The sequence below is a fragment of the Pedobacter sp. genome (assembly GCF_041645105.1).
Lineage (GTDB): Bacteria > Bacteroidota > Bacteroidia > Sphingobacteriales > Sphingobacteriaceae > Pedobacter.
This window is the reverse complement of record NZ_JBAZQQ010000004.1, coordinates 312,759-330,228: the sequence shown is the minus strand read 5'-3', so window position 1 is coordinate 330,228 and position 17,470 is coordinate 312,759. Positions and strand designations below refer to the sequence as shown.

14 protein-coding genes are annotated in these 17,470 nt (G+C 37.5%); 6 read left to right on the top strand and 8 right to left on the bottom strand.

Annotation, left to right across the window (positions count from 1 at the left end; all coding sequences use genetic code 11):
* The first annotated feature begins 153 nt into the window (after positions 1–153).
* Genes WC623_RS14750 through WC623_RS14740 form a run of 3 tightly spaced genes read left to right on the top strand, consistent with a single transcriptional unit; the run spans position 154 to position 3,958 of the window.
* The gene (locus WC623_RS14750; RefSeq protein WP_372852357.1) at positions 154–2,592 is read left to right on the top strand and encodes a penicillin acylase family protein; all 2,439 of its coding nucleotides are present in this window, start codon (positions 154–156) and stop codon (positions 2,590–2,592) included.
* Between the two features lie 4 nt (positions 2,593–2,596).
* Entirely contained in the window at positions 2,597–2,947 is a 351-nt protein-coding gene (locus WC623_RS14745) for a hypothetical protein (protein WP_372852355.1), read from the top strand.
* A 27-nt stretch (positions 2,948–2,974) separates the two neighbouring features.
* Positions 2,975–3,958 carry an acyl transferase gene (locus tag WC623_RS14740; protein WP_372852353.1) on the top strand — a complete coding sequence of 328 codons (984 nt, stop codon included), beginning with the start codon at positions 2,975–2,977 and terminating at the stop codon, positions 3,956–3,958.
* A gap of 142 nt (positions 3,959–4,100) precedes the next feature.
* On the opposite strand, the gene tyrS is transcribed toward WC623_RS14740, so the two are convergent.
* Positions 4,101–5,390, bottom strand: a complete 1,290-nt coding sequence (tyrS, locus tag WC623_RS14735) for a tyrosine--tRNA ligase (protein ID WP_372852351.1) — start codon at positions 5,388–5,390, stop codon at positions 4,101–4,103.
* A 103-nt stretch (positions 5,391–5,493) separates the two neighbouring features.
* Here tyrS and WC623_RS14730 point away from each other — a divergent pair, with 103 nt between their 5' ends.
* Genes WC623_RS14730 through dapA form a run of 3 tightly spaced genes read left to right on the top strand, consistent with a single transcriptional unit; the run spans position 5,494 to position 9,099 of the window.
* On the top strand, positions 5,494–6,177 hold the full coding sequence (locus WC623_RS14730) for a hypothetical protein (protein ID WP_372852349.1): 684 nt from the start codon (positions 5,494–5,496) through the stop codon (positions 6,175–6,177).
* A gap of 17 nt (positions 6,178–6,194) precedes the next feature.
* The gene (ligA, locus tag WC623_RS14725) at positions 6,195–8,207 is read left to right on the top strand and encodes an NAD-dependent DNA ligase LigA (protein WP_372852347.1); all 2,013 of its coding nucleotides are present in this window, start codon (positions 6,195–6,197) and stop codon (positions 8,205–8,207) included.
* A gap of 10 nt (positions 8,208–8,217) precedes the next feature.
* On the top strand, positions 8,218–9,099 hold the full coding sequence (dapA, locus tag WC623_RS14720; RefSeq protein ID WP_372852345.1) for a 4-hydroxy-tetrahydrodipicolinate synthase: 882 nt from the start codon (positions 8,218–8,220) through the stop codon (positions 9,097–9,099).
* Between the two features lie 76 nt (positions 9,100–9,175).
* Here dapA and WC623_RS14715 read toward each other — a convergent pair whose 3' ends face one another.
* From WC623_RS14715 to murG, 7 genes are all read right to left on the bottom strand, one after another.
* Entirely contained in the window at positions 9,176–9,352 is a 177-nt protein-coding gene (locus WC623_RS14715) for a histone H1 (protein WP_349785553.1), read from the bottom strand.
* 263 nt (positions 9,353–9,615) lie between these two features.
* Positions 9,616–10,857 (bottom strand): aminotransferase class I/II-fold pyridoxal phosphate-dependent enzyme, encoded by a 1,242-nt coding sequence (locus tag WC623_RS14710; protein ID WP_372852343.1) that lies wholly within the window; start codon positions 10,855–10,857, stop codon positions 9,616–9,618.
* A gap of 166 nt (positions 10,858–11,023) precedes the next feature.
* A complete protein-coding gene (gene ftsZ / locus WC623_RS14705; RefSeq protein WP_372852341.1) occupies positions 11,024–12,655 on the bottom strand; it encodes a cell division protein FtsZ in 1,632 nt (543 codons plus the stop codon).
* A gap of 129 nt (positions 12,656–12,784) precedes the next feature.
* Positions 12,785–14,146 carry a cell division protein FtsA gene (gene ftsA, locus WC623_RS14700; RefSeq protein WP_372852339.1) on the bottom strand — a complete coding sequence of 454 codons (1,362 nt, stop codon included), beginning with the start codon at positions 14,144–14,146 and terminating at the stop codon, positions 12,785–12,787.
* A 2-nt stretch (positions 14,147–14,148) separates the two neighbouring features.
* Positions 14,149–15,009: a cell division protein FtsQ/DivIB gene (locus tag WC623_RS14695; RefSeq protein WP_372852337.1), complete on the bottom strand. Its 861-nt coding sequence runs from the start codon at positions 15,007–15,009 to the stop codon at positions 14,149–14,151.
* Entirely contained in the window at positions 15,002–16,354 is a 1,353-nt protein-coding gene (gene murC, locus WC623_RS14690) for a UDP-N-acetylmuramate--L-alanine ligase (RefSeq protein ID WP_372852335.1), read from the bottom strand. Before murC ends, WC623_RS14695 begins: the two co-directional genes overlap by 8 nt.
* On the bottom strand, positions 16,354–17,469 hold the full coding sequence (gene murG / locus WC623_RS14685; RefSeq protein WP_372852333.1) for an undecaprenyldiphospho-muramoylpentapeptide beta-N-acetylglucosaminyltransferase: 1,116 nt from the start codon (positions 17,467–17,469) through the stop codon (positions 16,354–16,356). The genes murC and murG overlap by 1 nt, the downstream gene beginning before the upstream one ends.
* Between the last annotated feature and the right edge of the window lies 1 nt (position 17,470).

Sequence of the window (17,470 nt, the reverse complement as noted above, 5' to 3'; positions counted from 1 at the left end):
TAATTAAATTCTTCTGATTAACAAATAACATTCCTCAATTATTTCTTATATAAAAAATCAAATCATTGCGTTCAATAAAGTTTTATGTTAAATTGCCGTAGGAAAATTTCAGGATAATAGATTATAGCATAATTTATATTTTTATACCAGATTATGACAAGTAAAATAAAGGCATTCATTTGCATTATCATCCCTATATTATTGGTTTTCGCTCTTAATACCAAATTCGGGAATATCCCTCCAATATTAAAGTTTTTAAATCCATTTACTGGATTCTGGCAAAATGCAGAACATATAACAGTTAAAAAGAACAATAAAATTATTTTAAAGGGCACACAACAAACTGTTGATATTGCATTTGATGACCGTATGATTCCTCATATTTTTGCACAAAACGACCACGATGTATACTTCGCTCAAGGCTATGTTACTGCGATGCATCGTTTACTGCAAATGGATTTTCAAACCAGGTTTGCCGCCGGAAGAATATCGGAAGTAGTTGGTGAAAAAGCATTGGAATTGGATAAATATCAACGTAGAATGGGGATGGTATATGGTGCTGAACAATCCTTAGAAGGGATAATGGCTTCACCTGAATCCAAAGAAATGATCATGGCATATACCGCTGGTGTGAACGCTTATATCAATTCACTTTCTGCAGCAAAATTACCGATTGAATATAAAATACTAGATTTTAAACCTGAAGCCTGGACACCCCTGAAATGTGCATTACTATTAAAACAGATGTCGGCCGTTCTAGCCATGGGCTCTGATGAATTTTATATGACCAATATCAAGGAAAAGTTCGGAGCAGATGTTGTTAAAGACCTTTTTCCTGACTACCCTTTTAAAGAAGAGCCCATAATTCCAGTAGGCACTAAATGGAATTTCACGCCGTTGCCTATTCCAAAAACTCCTGCATCTTTTGATGAAGCTATAACTTCTCCTATTAAAACAAAACAGAAAGAAGAAGGGATTGGCAGTAATAACTGGGCCTTATCAGGCTCAAAGACTGCATCAGGTTTACCAATTCTTGCGAACGACCCGCACCTTGATTTATCATTACCCTCTATATGGTACCAGATTCAGCTCCATGCTCCCGGTTTAAACACTTATGGTGTATCTTTACCTGGTGCCCCAGGTGTTGTTATTGGCTTTAATCAGGATATTGCATGGGGTGTAACTAATGTCGCTGCGGATGTATTAGATTTTTACCAGGTTAAATTTAAAGACAATACCCATAAAAATTACTGGTATAATAATCAATGGAAGAGCACTACAACCAGATTGGAAAAAATTGTAGTCAGAGGACGCAAAAATATAATCGATACAGTTATTTATACCCATCATGGTCCTGTAGTTTATCTTCAGCAACCTAAAGATTTCTCAAAAGCAAAGAATATCCCGGTTGGAAATGCCTTAAGATGGATTGCTCATGAAAAATCAAATGAGTTAAAAACATTCTACATCTTAAACAGAGCTAAAAATTACGATGAATATCGTAAAGCGCTTACATTTTATACTGCCCCTGCACAGAACTTTATTTTTGCATCTGCACAAAATGATATCGCAATAACTGCCAACGGGAAATATCCCTTAAAATGGAAAGATCAGGGTAAATTTATTCTGGATGGTTCAGATCCACAGAATGACTGGCAGGGCTGGATTCCCGCTTCCCAAAACCCAACTGTTAAAAATCCAGATAGAGGCTTTGTAAGCTCAGCAAACCAATCGTCCACAGACCCTAGCTATCCCTATTATATCAATTGGGAGTTTAGCCCATACGAACGTGGAAAACGCATAAATGATCGACTAAGTGTAATGAAAAACGCAACGGCCGACAGCATTATTAACATGCAAACTGACAGCTATAGCATTCATGCACAAAATATCCTCCCAACCATTCTGGGCATGATTGACAAAAGCAAACTGAATGCAACACAAAAAGAAGCATTACGTTCTGTTACCGACTGGAACAAATTTTATGACGCCAAATCAATAGCAGCCAGTGTATTTGATTTATGGACTAAAAGATTACAATTTGAGATATGGGATGATGAATTTACTGTTCCTGATATTCCTATGCGTTACCCTTCGAGAGACAGAACGGTACAATTGATCTTACATGAACAAAATGCTAAATGGATAGACAACATCCATACCCCAATAAAGGAAACGCTGGCAGAGCTGATCAACCAGTCTTTTAAATTCAGTTGCGATAGCCTCGAAAAGAAATATGGACCTATCGGTAAATCCTGGGAATGGGCTAATGTAAAACACACTCAAATTCAACACCTGGCAAAAATACCGGGTTTTGGTTCTAAAGTTTTATTAACTGGTGGAGGCAAAATGACCATCAATGCTTTAAATGAGGGAAATGGCCCTTCCTGGAGGATGGTGGTTGAACTAGGTAAGAATCCTAAAGGACATGGCGTATTTCCAGGTGGACAATCGGGTAACCCGGGTAGTCCATTTTACGACAATATGATTGACAAATGGGCTAGCGGAAAATTATATGATCTGTTCTTTATGCAGTCGGCTGATGATAGCTCCGCCACAATAATTTCAAAATTAAAAATATCCAAAAAATAATATCATGGTATTTATAGTCATCATTATCCTCTCTTATCTATTACAAATGGTACTTCCATGGTGGATTGTTATCATCATTTCTTTTGCCACCTGTGGTTTGATAGGTAAAACGGGAAAAATAGCTTTATGGTCACCTTTCTTTGCAATTTTACTCCTATGGACAGGCATGGCACTTTTTAAGAGCTTGCCTAATAACAATATATTGGCCATGCGCGTTGCCCAGATGTTTGGTGTACAAGCATGGTGGTTAATTCTAGCACTTAGTGCTTTACTAGGTGCATTCGCAGCAGCTGTTAGCGGGTTTTGTGGATATCATTTCAGAAAAGCGGTATTGGTCACAAAAACCAAGTCCTAATTAGAAATTCTTGCGTATTTTTGCACTGTGACCGATCTTACAAAGCATATTTTCTCTATCAGCAATGCGCATGAGTTTGAACAAGCCAGCCTTGCAATATTCAATCAACAGGCCGAAAACTGTCAGATTTATAAGGAATATTTATATCACCTCAGAATATTAGCAAAGGATGTTACTAGTTTAACCCAAATTCCATATTTACCCATTAGTTTTTTTAAAACTCACGAAGTACTTAGTTCCCGCAATACTCCTGAGATTATCTTCAGCAGTTCCGGTACCACTGGAATGATTCAGAGTAAACATTTAGTGACTGATGTTAGCGTATACGAGCAGAGTTTTAATATGGCATTTGAACAATTCTACGGAAGCGTAACAAATACCTGTTTACTTGCACTCCTACCCTCTTACCTGGAAAGAGACGGCTCTTCCTTAATTTATATGGTAGACGCTTTACTAAATAAGAGTAAGCACCCGGACAGCGGATATTTCCTGCACAATCATGATGAACTTTATCTAAAATTAAAAAAACTACAATCGACAAATCAAAAGACAATATTGATTGGAGTTACTTATGCACTACTTGATTTCATAGAGAAATATAAAGTAGATTTCCCAGAGCTGATTGTTATGGAAACCGGAGGAATGAAAGGCAAAAGGAAAGAAATGGTACGTGAAGAGCTTCATCAATTACTACAGAGAGGCTTTGGTGTCCAGGCCATACATAGTGAATATGGAATGACAGAACTTTTATCACAGGCTTATTCTTATGGAAATGGGGTCTTCAATTGTCCACCATGGATGAAGATTTTTCTTCGCGATACCAATGACCCTTTAAGCTTATCACCAAATAACAAAACCGGGGGGATCAATATCATTGACCTTGCCAATGTCAATTCATGTTCATTTATAGCAACTCAAGATCTTGGAAAGCTATTTCCTGATGGCTCCTTTGAAGTGTTGGGCCGTTTTGATAATGCCGATATCAGAGGTTGCAACTTACTGGTTAATTAATACAATCTTTTATCGAACAGGAATGATTTTGTTTCTACAATTTTAACCTTTGACAATAATGGATGATTTATATTTATAATCCGCTTACTACAACTTGTATCCAACGAGTTATGATAAGCGGAGTAAATTATTTTTGTCTGATTTAATTTTCAGCAATAAGTAGATAGTAATTCTTCTTACCTTTTTGAACAATAATAAACTTATCGTTTAGCAGGTCATTAACCGTTAGCTTATCTGCAGGATCTTTCAATTTTTCTTTATTTACAGATACACCACCACCTTGTATCAGTTTCTTTGCTTCCCCTTTTGAAGCAAAGACGCTTGATTTTTCGGCAAGTAAAGTAGCTGCATCAATTCCTTCAGCCAATTCATTTTTTGAAACTGAAAATTGAGGAATGCCTTCAAATATTTCTAAAACCTGAGCATCCGACAGGGTTTTAAAAAACTCCAGAGATCCATTTCCAAATAAGAATTCAGATGTTTTCACGGCTGTTTCCAGTGCTTCTTCAGAATGGGTCCTGATTGTAATATCCTCCGCCAGAGCCTTCTGCAAAACACGAAGGTGCGGAGCAGTATCATGCTCAACTTCTAATGCTTCAATTTCTGCCTGTGTTTTCAAGGTAAATATCTTAATCCACTTTTTGGTATCTTCATCAGAAGCATTTAACCAAAACTGGTAGAATTTATATGGGGAAGTCTTTTTAGGATCTAACCATACAGCACCACTTTCCGTTTTACCGAACTTAGTCCCATCTGCTTTTTTTATCAACTGAGTAGTAATCGCAAATGCCGTTCCTGCATCTTTTCGTCTGATTAACTCTGTTCCGGTAACAATATTACCCCACTGATCTGAACCACCCATTTGAATAAGACAGTTCATGTTTTTCCATAAATAATAGAAATCGTATCCCTGAATTAACTGGTAGCAAAACTCAGTAAATGAAAGACCTGAATCACCTTCAAGCCGTCTTTTTACACTATCTTTAGCCATCATATAGTTAACCGTAATGTGCTTACCAACATCCCTGATAAAGGTAAATAGGTTCATATCTTTAAACCAATCTGCATTATTCACCATTACAGCACCATTTCCTCCCTCAGAAAAGTTAAGAAACTTGGAAAGCTGATGTTTCATCCCGGCAAGGTAAAGTTCAATGGTTTCTTCTGTCTGAAGATTCCTTTCATCAGATTTACCAGAAGGATCACCAACCATTCCTGTAGCCCCGCCTACCAAAGCATAAGGTTTATGTCCGGCACGCTGAAAATGAATCAATGTCATAATCTGTGTAAGGTGCCCGATATGCAGTGAATCTGCAGTCGGGTCAAAACCTATATAGCCAGATACCATACCTTCATTTAATTTTTCCTCAGTTCCGGGCATCATATCCTGCAACATGCCTCTCCAGCGTAACTCTTCAACGAAATTGGTCATTATAATCTATTTTGTGCGCAAATATAGGAAAAGCTAAGTTATCCTTAAATTTCATAGTGCTATAAAACCCTCTTATTAAACAATAATCATTATTTTTAGCTCGATGAACTTCTTATCCCATTTTTATTTTGAACGAAATAACCCCGATGAAAATATGGTAATGGGAGTTGTACTACCTGATTTCATCAAAAATGCCCATAAGGAAGAGAACCTATATCCTCTTAAAATCAGCCACCTTTTTCAATCAGAGCCTGCACAAGCTTCTATTTTAAAGGGTTGGGAAAAGCACATATCTGTAGATAAGATTTTTCATTCTTCTGAATATTTTGTACTGCATAGCAATCAACTAAAGCAACTGATTCTGCCATCATGTGAAAACAGTCCGGTAAAACCTTTCTTTCTTGCTCACATCGGACTTGAACTTGTTCTTGATCATTTGTTAATTTCCCAGGGGCAAATTAATATCAGTGCTTTTTATGAAAAGCTCAGTTCAGCAAATAAAGGGGCTTTGAAACGTTTCCTACATACGTCTTCCATTAAAGATAGTGCTGTATTTTTCGAATTCCTCACTAACTTTATCTCCAGCAGGTATCTTTTCAGCTATCAAAAAATGGAAAATATTGCTTATGCACTCAATCGCATATGCATGCGTTTATGGGATAAGCCATTTACAGAAGCACAGCTTGAGCAGTTAACTTTACAACTGGAAATATTTAAAAACAATATTCAGAGCGACTACTTATCTATTTTTATTGACATAGAAAAAAAACTTAGCAATTCTCGCTAATTCGTATCTTCGCAATTATGTCATTATTCGAGGTTAAAGAGCAGATGGATGCATTGGTTAAGGAGCTTAACCAGCACAGTTACAACTACTATGTGTTGGCTATGCCGACTATAGCTGATTATACATTTGACAAGAAATTAGAGGAGCTACAGCAATTAGAGCTGACACATCCGGAATTTGCTGACCCAAATTCACCGACTCAAAAAGTTGGAGGAGAGATTACCAAGTCCTTTACTACAGTAAAGCATAAGTGGCCTATGTTATCTCTGGGAAATACTTATAATGAACAGGATTTAAGAGATTTTGATGAACGTATCAAGAAATCTATTGGAGATGATTTTGAATATGTATGTGAATTGAAGTTCGATGGACTTTCTATTAGCCTGACTTACGAAGGTTCAAAACTGGTAAAGGCAGTGACACGTGGTGATGGAACAAAAGGTGATGACGTTACTGCAAATGTAAAAACAATCCATACCATTCCCCATCATTTAAAAGCCGCTGACGTCCCTACTGTATTCGAAATAAGAGGTGAAATATTTATGCACCGTGCTGCATTTCACAGGCTAAACAAAGAGCGGGAAGAGCTAGGTGAAGTACAATATGCCAACCCTAGAAACTTTGCCGCAGGAACGGTTAAAATGCAGGATTCAAAAGAGGTAGCAAAAAGACCTTTAGATTGCTTTTTGTATTCACTAAATACAGACAAAAACTATTTCAAGACACACTGGGAGAGTCTGCAGACTCTAAAAACCTGGGGTTTTAATATTTGTGAACACACCAGATTAACCAATAGCATTGAAGAAGTATTACAATTTATCCAACATTGGGAGAATGAAAGGTTTAAATTATCATACGATATTGATGGAATTGTCATCAAGGTTAATAGTTATGCACAACAGCAGGAGCTTGGCTTTACAGCTAAATCTCCAAGGTGGGCGATTTCCTATAAATACAAAGCTCAGGAAGTAGAAACAGTACTTGAACAGGTAACCTACCAGGTAGGTCGTACCGGAGCCGTCACACCAGTTGCCAATCTTAAACCAGTCCAACTGGCTGGAACTACTGTAAAAAGAGCAACACTGCACAATGCCAATGAAATTGAAAGACTTGATCTGCATGAGGGCGATAGTGTATTTGTAGAAAAAGGTGGTGAGATCATTCCCAAAATCATCAATGTAAACCTGGAAAAACGTAAAGCAGGTGCAAACCCCATTATTTACCCATCTAGCTGCCCGGAATGCAATACCCCTTTAATTAGAAAAGAAGGTGAAGTCGCCTTTTATTGTCCTAATGATGAAGCTTGTCCACCACAGATTGTAGGTAAAATCCAGCATTTCATTAGCAGAAAAGCAATGAACATTGACGGCTTGGGCGACGAAACCATTGAAGCTTTTTATCAGCGTAAACTGGTTGCGCACATCAGCGACTTATACACACTTCATGAAAAAGCTGATGAATTAAAGACCCTGGAAAGATTCGGAGAAAAGTCTATCGAAAACATGTTAAAGGGAATTGAGTTATCTAAACAAATGCCATTCGAAAAAGTATTGTTCGGCCTGGGCATCAGGTATGTGGGGGAAACTGTCGCTCGAAAACTGGCTTTTGGAACAAAAAGTATAGACAAATTGATGACCTCCAGCCTGGAAGAGCTGACTTCAATTGATGAAATTGGCCAGCGAATAGCCGAAAGCATCATAGAATATTTCAGCAAGGAAGAGCATATACATCAAATAACACGCTTAAAATCATACGGTTTGCAATTTGAAGCCATAGAAAATGAAATTACCTTAGAAAGTGAGAAGTTAACTGGAAAAACATTCGTAATTTCAGGCGTTTTTGAGAACTATAGTAGAGAAGAGCTTAAAAGCATAATTGAAAGTAATGGTGGTAAGATATTAAGTGGCATCTCTGCGAAACTTAATTATCTTGTTGCCGGAGATAATATGGGTCCATCAAAACTGGAGAAAGCGAAAAAACTAAACGTTCCGCTGATTTCAGAAGATGATTTATTAGAGCTATTGAAGTAAAGAATAAAAAATGAACAAATTTCACGGAACAGGTGTGGCATTGGTTACGCCTTTTAATGCAGATGGAACGGTAGACTATGATGGGTTAAGAAAACTCATCAACCATTTAATTGACGGAAAGGTTGAATACCTGGTATCTTTAGGTACTACTGGTGAAGCCTCAACACTAAATAAAGCAGATAAGAAGAAGATATGGGAATTTACTGCAGAAGTTAACAATGGTAGATTGCCACTAGTTGCAGGTATTGGTGGAAATGACACAGCTGAAATTACTGACAGTATCAGGACTTTTGAGGTAAATGGTTATGATGCTATATTATCTGCCAGTCCTTACTATAATAAGCCTACTCAGGAAGGAATATATCAACATTATAAAGCCATTAGTGAAAGTAGTTCATTACCTATATTACTTTACAATGTACCTGGACGTACAGCAAGCAATGTGAGTCCGGAGACAACATGTAGATTAGCTAACGATTTTAAAAATATTATCGGTACTAAAGAAGCATCTGGCAACTTCGATCAGTTTAATCAGATCATGCGCGATAAGCCAGCAGATTTCATGTTGATTTCTGGGGATGATCCAGTTGCTATGCCAATGATTTCAATAGGTGCTGTAGGTGTTATTTCTGTTATTGGTAATGCTTTGCCTCAACAATTATCAGATATGATCAGGCTATGCCTTAAAGGTAATTTCAACACGGCTTTACCACTGCACTTAAATTTAATTGAGTTCACTAGAATGATGTTTGCGGAAGGAAATCCAGGAGGAGTAAAAGCAGCATTAAAACATTTGGGTATTTGTGATGATCACGTACGTTTGCCACTTGTAAAGGTTACTGATTCTTTAAGAACAGCAATTATAGCAGAGACAAACAGAGTCATTAAATAAAACACAAATTAATACATAAAAAAAGTGTCCTGAATAACTCAGGACACTTTTTTTTTATCAAAACAATTAAAACTGGTTAGGCCTTATTTTTAGTGTCTTGAATCTCCAGTCTGATAGACTGTGCTAAGTTTTTAAGGTCTTGCATACCTTTACGTACACGAGTACCTGCTGCGCTGTTAGCTTTGTTGTAGAATTTGTCAGCATCAGCTTCTAAAGCTGCAACAAGTTCCTTTACTTCGTTAAATTTTTTCATCGTTAATTTTACTACTTTAATTGGTTTAAGGTTTTGATTAATACTCTATTACTAAAGTAAGATGTTTATTTCAATAAATGAATAGTTGCAATAACAAATAAATACGCAAAAACCCTCTTTTTTTCCACATTTCAGGGGGTTATAAACAATTTTAGTCGCTTTTAATAATTCATCTAACTGATTTTTAAGCAATTACAAAATATTAAAAAACAAAAACGCCCTTCATACAGCTATGAAGGGCGTTTTTGTTATACTTATAAATACTATGCGATAGAGAACTGATGTTCCTTATAGTATCCGCTTTTCAATTTATCTGACACTTCGCTAAAAGCATCCAGGGTACGCTGTACGTCTTCCAGTGTATGAACTGCAGTAGGAATCAACCTAAGTTCAATTAATCCCTTAGGGATAACAGGATAAACTACAATCGAACAGAATATACCATAGTTCTCACGAAGATCCATGGTTAATGCAGTAGCCTCTAATAGTTCACCTTTAAGAAAAACAGGCGTAACCATAGTATCAGTAACACCAAGGTCAAAACCACGCTCTCTTAAGCCCTTTTGAAGTGTAGTAGCGATATTCCATAGTTTATCTCTTAACTCACTATTGTTTTTCAATAACTCCAGACGTTTTAACAAACCTATTACCATTGGCATTGGCAATGCTTTGGCAAAAGTTTGTGAACGCATGTTATACCTGAAAAAGTTAGTCATTTCTTCCGTTGAGGCAACGAATGCACCAATACCAGCCATCGACTTAGCAAAAGTTCCGAAATAAACATCTACACCATCAATACAACCCTGAGCTTCATGTGTACCAGCACCAGTTGGCCCCATTGTTCCAAAACCATGTGCATCATCAATTAACAAACGGAAATTAAAATCCTTTTTTAAATCAACTAGTTCTTTGAGCTTTCCTTGTGCACCTGACATTCCAAAAACACCTTCTGTAATCACCAAGATACCACCACCACTCTGCTCTACTAATTTAGTAGCTCTTTCCAGCTGTTTACGTGCACTTTCAATATCATTGTGTTTATAAACAAAACGTTTACCCATGTGCAACCGCAAACCATCTATAATACAAGCATGAGACTCTGCATCATAAACGATTACATCGTTTCTATCTACTAAACTATCGATGATCGAAACCATGCCCTGGTAACCATAATTCAAAAGGAATGCGTCAGGCTTGCCTACAAATGCAGCAAGCTCCTGCTCTAGTTGCTCGTGGTATTTTGAGTTACCAGACATCATACGGGCGCCCATTGGGTAAGCCATACCAAAGTCTTCAGCACCTTTCCTATCCGCTTCTCTTACTTCAGGGTGATTTGCTAAACCCAAATAATTATTTAAACTCCAAACCAAATGCTCTTTACCACGAAAAGTCATGTGTGGAGCTATATCGCCTTCTAATTTAGGAAATGAGAAATATCCATGTGACCATTTGTGATGTTGTCCAATCGGCCCCATGTGTTTCGCTATCTTTTCAAAAATATCCAATGTTATATGTTTTTATGTTACTATTTTTTTTGCAAAGTTATGTTTAATATGCCTTATATCAAATAATTAGCCAGCTATTACACAATGCTTACATACTTGCTTTTTAAAGCCAAAAAGCCCTAACAATAATTTGTCAAGGCTTTTTGTGATCCGTTACGATGATGAATTAATCAACATTATCGTGCAGGAATGAATTATTTGGTCTGATCTCAGTAGATCCGTCTTCATCGTTACTTAAGGTAAATCTTGAAACCTGCGATTCTGAGGAATGCTGAACTTGCTGTAATTGCATTTGTTTACGCTTATAAGCAGGTTCATTTTCAAGTTCCTGTAAACCATTACTGGTACGTAATTTCATGCTCAGGTCTTTCAATCTGAGAATTCTCTCTTTAGATTTCTTTAACTGATCTTCAATCGATTCATCGCTTTTATCATCATCAGCTCCTGGCTCTATCACTTCTTCCCTTTGAGGAACTGTATCATTATTGAAAACTACTTCAGGAGTTTCGAACACAAAATCTGTTTCGGCCACCTTAATTTCGAATTCAAATCCAGAATCTTGAGGCGTTTCATCAAAAGCTTCTTCTTCTACTAGCGTATGTCTGATTGTAGCATTTGCAGGCTCTTCAGCAGTACGATTTTTATTCCCGTTAAACAAGTCACCAAAAAGATCTGATTGCTTTGTTTCTTCTTTAGCCTTCATTACAGGCTCATTCGAATAAACTGGTGCTTTAGGTTCTATAAATGAATTTACAGGTTCAACCGCTCTTACCAATGGAGCTTCCTCAGGTGTAAGCAAAGAAATTTTCTTTACATTCTTTTTCTCTTCATCTCGTTGCTCTGTAGTTTGGAAGCCGGTAGCAATGATCGTTACCGATAATTTATCTTCCAGGTTTTCATCAATACAGTTACCCCAGATCAGATCAGCAGAAAGACCTGCTTTTTCCTGTATATAATCTGTAATAATTGTTACCTCGTCCATGGTTACTTCACGTAAACCAGAACTAATGTTTAGAAGGATATATCTTGCACCTTCAATTTCATTATCTTTTAACAGAGGAGAAGCTAATGCTCCTTCAACTGCATTTAAAGCTCTGTTCTCACCATCACAAGCAAAACTACCCATGATAGATACACCACTGTCTTTCATAACAGTACGAACATCTTTAAAATCCACGTTGATGTATCCCGGTACAGTAATGATCTCGGCAATACCCTTTGCAGCCGTTGTTAAAATATCATCGGCTTGTGAAAACGCAGATCCTAAAGTCAGGTTACCGAAAATTTCACGCAGCCTGTCGTTGGAGATAACCAAATAAGAATCTACATATTTTTTCAGTTCATCCAGTCCGTCATTTGCTTGCATCTTACGTCTTTTACCTTCAAAGGCAAATGGCGTAGTTACTATAGCAACAGTTAAAATATCAAGTTCCTTAGCTGCTTTGGCAATAATCGGACTGGCTCCTGTTCCGGTTCCGCCCCCCATACCTGCAGTTATGAACAACATTTTTGTTGTACTGCCAAGCATTTGTTTGATATCGTCTATATTCTCAATAGCCGAGTTCTTTCCAACTTCAGGAATTGATCCGGCACCCATTCCTTCCGTAAGACTGGCACCTAATTGTACCTTGTTGGGAATAGGACTAAACTCCAAAGCCTGGGCATCTGTATTACAAATAATAAAGTCTACACCAGTAATTCCTTGACGGTACATATGGTTTACCGCGTTACCACCACCGCCACCAACACCAATTACCTTGATGATTGATGACTTATCTTTTAACATTTCGAACTGCATATCTTTATGAATCAGTTATTTAAAAATTCGTTTTGGCTGTTCATCTCTCTATGTAATATTAACACTTTTTCAACACACGTTTTCCACAAATGTTAGCAATGTGGAAAACTTGCATATTGTGGATAAATATTACGGTTTTATATAATCTTCATCACTAACATTCATGTCATCTTTGATGAAATCCTTGGTCTTTGCAAGGAGTTTATCAAACAATCCACCTCCTGTACGCTTTGCTTTTTCCTTGGCTTCTTTTGGCTTATCAACAAAAACACCAGGCTGTTTCATTTCCTCCAAAAGTTCTTCGGCTTTCTGTATACCTTTAATTAACAAACCAACACTAGTTGCATACATTGGGCTTTTCAAATCGTCGTAAACCGTTTTCGCCATGTCTTCATACTTAGACAAGTGCTCGTTAGGATAACCTACACGGCAGTCCAAACCGGTTACATATTCTACCAATTGCGATAAGTGTTTCAGTAAAGCTCCACCACCAGTAATAACAACTCCACCGATCAGTTTTTTCTCGTATCCTGATGATTTAATTTCGTAATATACATGCTCAATGATTTCTTCCATACGGGCCTGGATTACAAAAGCAAGGTTTTTAACAGAAATCTCTTTAGGCTCTCTACCTCTTAAGCCAGGAACACAAATAATTTCATTTTCTTTATTCTCTCCTGCCAATGCCGAGCCAAAACGGGTCTTTAATAGCTCAGCCTGGTTTCTCATTACAGAGCAGCCTTCACGGATATCTTCTGTAACACTATTACCTCCAAAAGGAATTACCGCTGTATGACGGATAATGCCTTCATGGAAAATAGCAATATCTGTAGTACCACCACCGATATCAACAAGCGCAATACCTGCTTCTTTTTCTTCGTCGCTCAACACCGATTCCGAAGAAGCCAGAGGTTCTAATATCAATTCCTGAGTTTGTAACCCTGCATTGGTTACGCATCTCATGATATTTTTCACCGCCGTAACCTGACCTGAAATAATATGGAAGTTAGCCTCCAGGCGTACTCCAGCCATGCCAATAGGATCTTTCACACCAGGTTCATTATCAATTGTAAACTCTTGCGGTAGAACATGAATAATCTCCTCCCCTGGAGGCATAACCAGTTTAAACATATCGTCAATCAACTTATCAATATCTTTTTTACTGATTTCGCTGTTTAACTCACGTCTGGTTAAAATACCTCTATGTTGCAAACTCTTGATATGCTGCCCGGCAATACCTACGTTCACAACCCGGATTTCAACATTTGACTGTCCGCTCGCCACTTCAACGGCCTGTGAAATTCCCTGAACTGTTTTTTGAATATTAGAAACCACACCACGGGTCACCCCTGCAGATTCTGCTTTCCCTATTCCTAATACTTCTATTTTTCCATGCTGTGTTCTGCGACCAACGATCACACAGATCTTAGTAGTTCCGATGTCTAATCCGACTACTATTGGAGATTGAACGGTAGATTTTTCTTTGCCCATAACTATATCGATTTGCTGAGTTTATTAATTGTATTTTTTGTATCAGTTTTTGCAGCTCCCCCAATCACCTCACCTGTCAGGGAATCAAGCTTGTTTTTTTCACAAACAATCTGGTTTGTGTATTTAATATTGATGGTTTTATAAGTGTTCCATCCCACTTTCGGCATTGCTTTTTTATAAAAAACCCTAAGGTTTCTCATCTTCGTTTCCAGTGAATCTGCACTACCTAAAATTATACGCTGATTTCCCAATCTAGGTATCATTTCAATATCCTTGGCTGGATTCACATAAAGTTGCTCTATCTGCGCATCCCATAGTGTATCTTTCTTTACATAAAGCGCAACCTTATAAAGATCAACCGCTATTTTAGTAATCAATGTATCCACCTTTCCACTAAAATGCTCCATGATATCACCGTTTGCAGCCAGTACATTAGCTGTGAAATTTGGTGATACAGGCATCTTTAGCCCATCACTATCTATGTAATAATCCTGCCCCGCCGCATTGATCAATCTTAAAACAGGCTGTCTTTGTTTTACCTCAATTTGTATAACCCCATTCATATCTGCATAAACAGTAGCATAAGCTATATATGGATTTGCGATAATACTTTTTTCAATATGCTGTAAGTTAAGACCTGCCAAATTCTGCCCAACTAGAGTACCCTGGCTCTGCTTTAAAATCGCATCAATTTCTTCCCGTTCTATAAAATTATCTGCCCCCGGTATTAATATTTTAACCTTTGTACAAACCACGGTCTTTTTCTTCTCGCTAACAAAACTCATCAGCACAACCAGGCCTGCCAGAGTAATTACCCACGCAAAACACTTAAAAACAGGTCTCCAGTTAATCCTTTTAAGCATAAGTCAAAATGGCTTTAAGTGGTTGTATCAATGTATCTATATCTCCTGCCCCAACTGTTAAAAGTAACTCAGGGTTCTTATTCTTTATATGTTCTACAACAGATTCTTTTCCACATATCTCTTTGGTTTCCAATGTAATCTTATCCAATAGAAACTGTGAATTTATACCTGTCAACGGCAATTCTCTTGCTGGATAAATCTCCAGCAATATTAAATCGTCCACAGTGCTTAAAACTTTTGCAAAATCATCAGCAAAATCACGTGTACGTGTAAACAGATGTGGCTGAAAAATTACTGTCAGCTTTTTTCCCGGATATAATTGACGCACAGCATCAAAACAAGCACGAAGCTCTTCTGGATGATGTGCATAATCATCTATATATATATGTTCAGGAGATTTCACTATGTATTCAAACCTTCTTTTAACTCCTTTAAATGCGGCTATAGCTTTTTTGATCGACTTAGGATGAATTCCCAGGCTTAAAGCAACGCCAATTGCAGCTACAGCATTTTCTACATTATGCTTACCAGGCAAAGCCAAGCTCAAATCTTTAATCTTAACGTAACCATCCTCAAAGTCAAAAACAAAATTCCCATCTACAACGCGGATATTTTTAGCTTTCAACAATGAATCTGAATTTGCACTATAAGTAATACCGTTTAAAGGCAAGCCTTCTTTTACAAATAATTTTCCGTCATCTTTTAACTGTGCTGCAAACAACTCGAACGACTCAGTCAAATGAGCCGCATCTCCATAAATATCCAGGTGATCAGCATCCATTGAAGTAATCACCGATATATCTGGATGAAGCGTTAAAAAGGAGCGATCATACTCATCCGCTTCCACTACCACTACATCATTATCTCCAATCAAAAAATTACTGTTATAATTGCTACTAATGCCACCCAAAAAGGCTGTACAACCATAACCACTATGCGTTAACAAATGAGCAATAATACATGAAGTAGTTGTCTTACCATGTGTCCCGGCAACAGCAATACAGAACTGCCCCTTACTAATGATACCTAAAACTTCTGAACGTTTTTTTAACTTAAACCCTCTGTCTTTAAAATAATTTAAGATGACAGCATCCTTAGGAATAGCAGGTGTATAAACGATAAGCGATTCGGCAATATCTTCAACAAAACCCTCATTAATAGAGGCAATATCATCTACATAAACTATCGCAATTCCTTCCTGTTCTAAAGCTTTGGTAAGGTTAGTTTGTGTTTTATCATAACCACATACCTTACATCCACGCTTAGCAAAATAACGAGCAATAGCACTCATGCCAATACCACCAATCCCTACAAAATAAACACGTTTTATATGATTCAACTCCATCAATCAAGCCCTCCCTTCCTTGCAAGTAACATTACCTGGTCAGCTATCATATCATCAGCATCCGGCAAAGCCATCTTACCTATATTATCAGCATAGATTTTACTTTTATCTTTATCATTCAGCAGACTCAAAGCCTCTTTAACTAAAGTATCTTCAGCTGAACTGTCTGTAATCATCAAAGCGGCATTATTCTTAACCAACGCTAAAGCATTTTTAGTCTGATGATCTTCTGCCACATTTGGAGAAGGCACCAGAATTACCGGCTTTTTAATCAAGCATAATTCAGCAATAGTACCAGCGCCTGCCCTTGAGATAATCAGATCTGCTGCTGCATAGGCCAAATCCATCTTATTTAAAAATTCAAGAATCCTAATATTAGGATTAAAATCAAGTCCTAACCGCTCAATTATACCCTTGTAATAAAACTTACCAGTTTGCCAGATTAATTGTACATCAGCATCAATAAAATCAAGAATATGTTTTTCGATACTTTTATTTAAAGTTCCAGCCCCTAAACTTCCACCAGTTACTAATATTGTTTTCTTGAGTGGATCAAGTTTCAATAATTCTGCTCCTGCATGATGTTTATTTAAGACATCGACCACATCCTTACGTACCGGATTCCCAGTTTTCAATATGCGATCTGCTGGAAAAAATTGTTCCATACCGTCAAAAGCAACACAAACTTTAGAAGCATTTTTCCCAAGCCACTTATTGGTAATTCCTGCATAGGAATTTTGCTCTTGTATCAGGTAAGGTATATTTTTAGATGACGCAGCATAAAGAATAGGTCCAGATGCATATCCACCCACTCCAACTACAACATCAGGTTTAAAATCAGCAATTAACCGCAAGGCTTTACGCACACTTCCAAGTAGTTTAAATGGCAGACTTAAATTCTTGACAATGGAACCTCTTTGGATACCGCTGATATTTAAACCGACTATCTTATATCCTGCCGCGGGAACTTTTTCCATCTCCATACGGCCGGTAGCACCAACAAATAAAATCTCACAGCCCGGCTCCATGCGCCTCAACGCATTAGCAATGGATATGGCCGGAAAAATGTGTCCGCCAGTGCCGCCTCCTGAAATTATTATCCTTGTCGCTCTCATT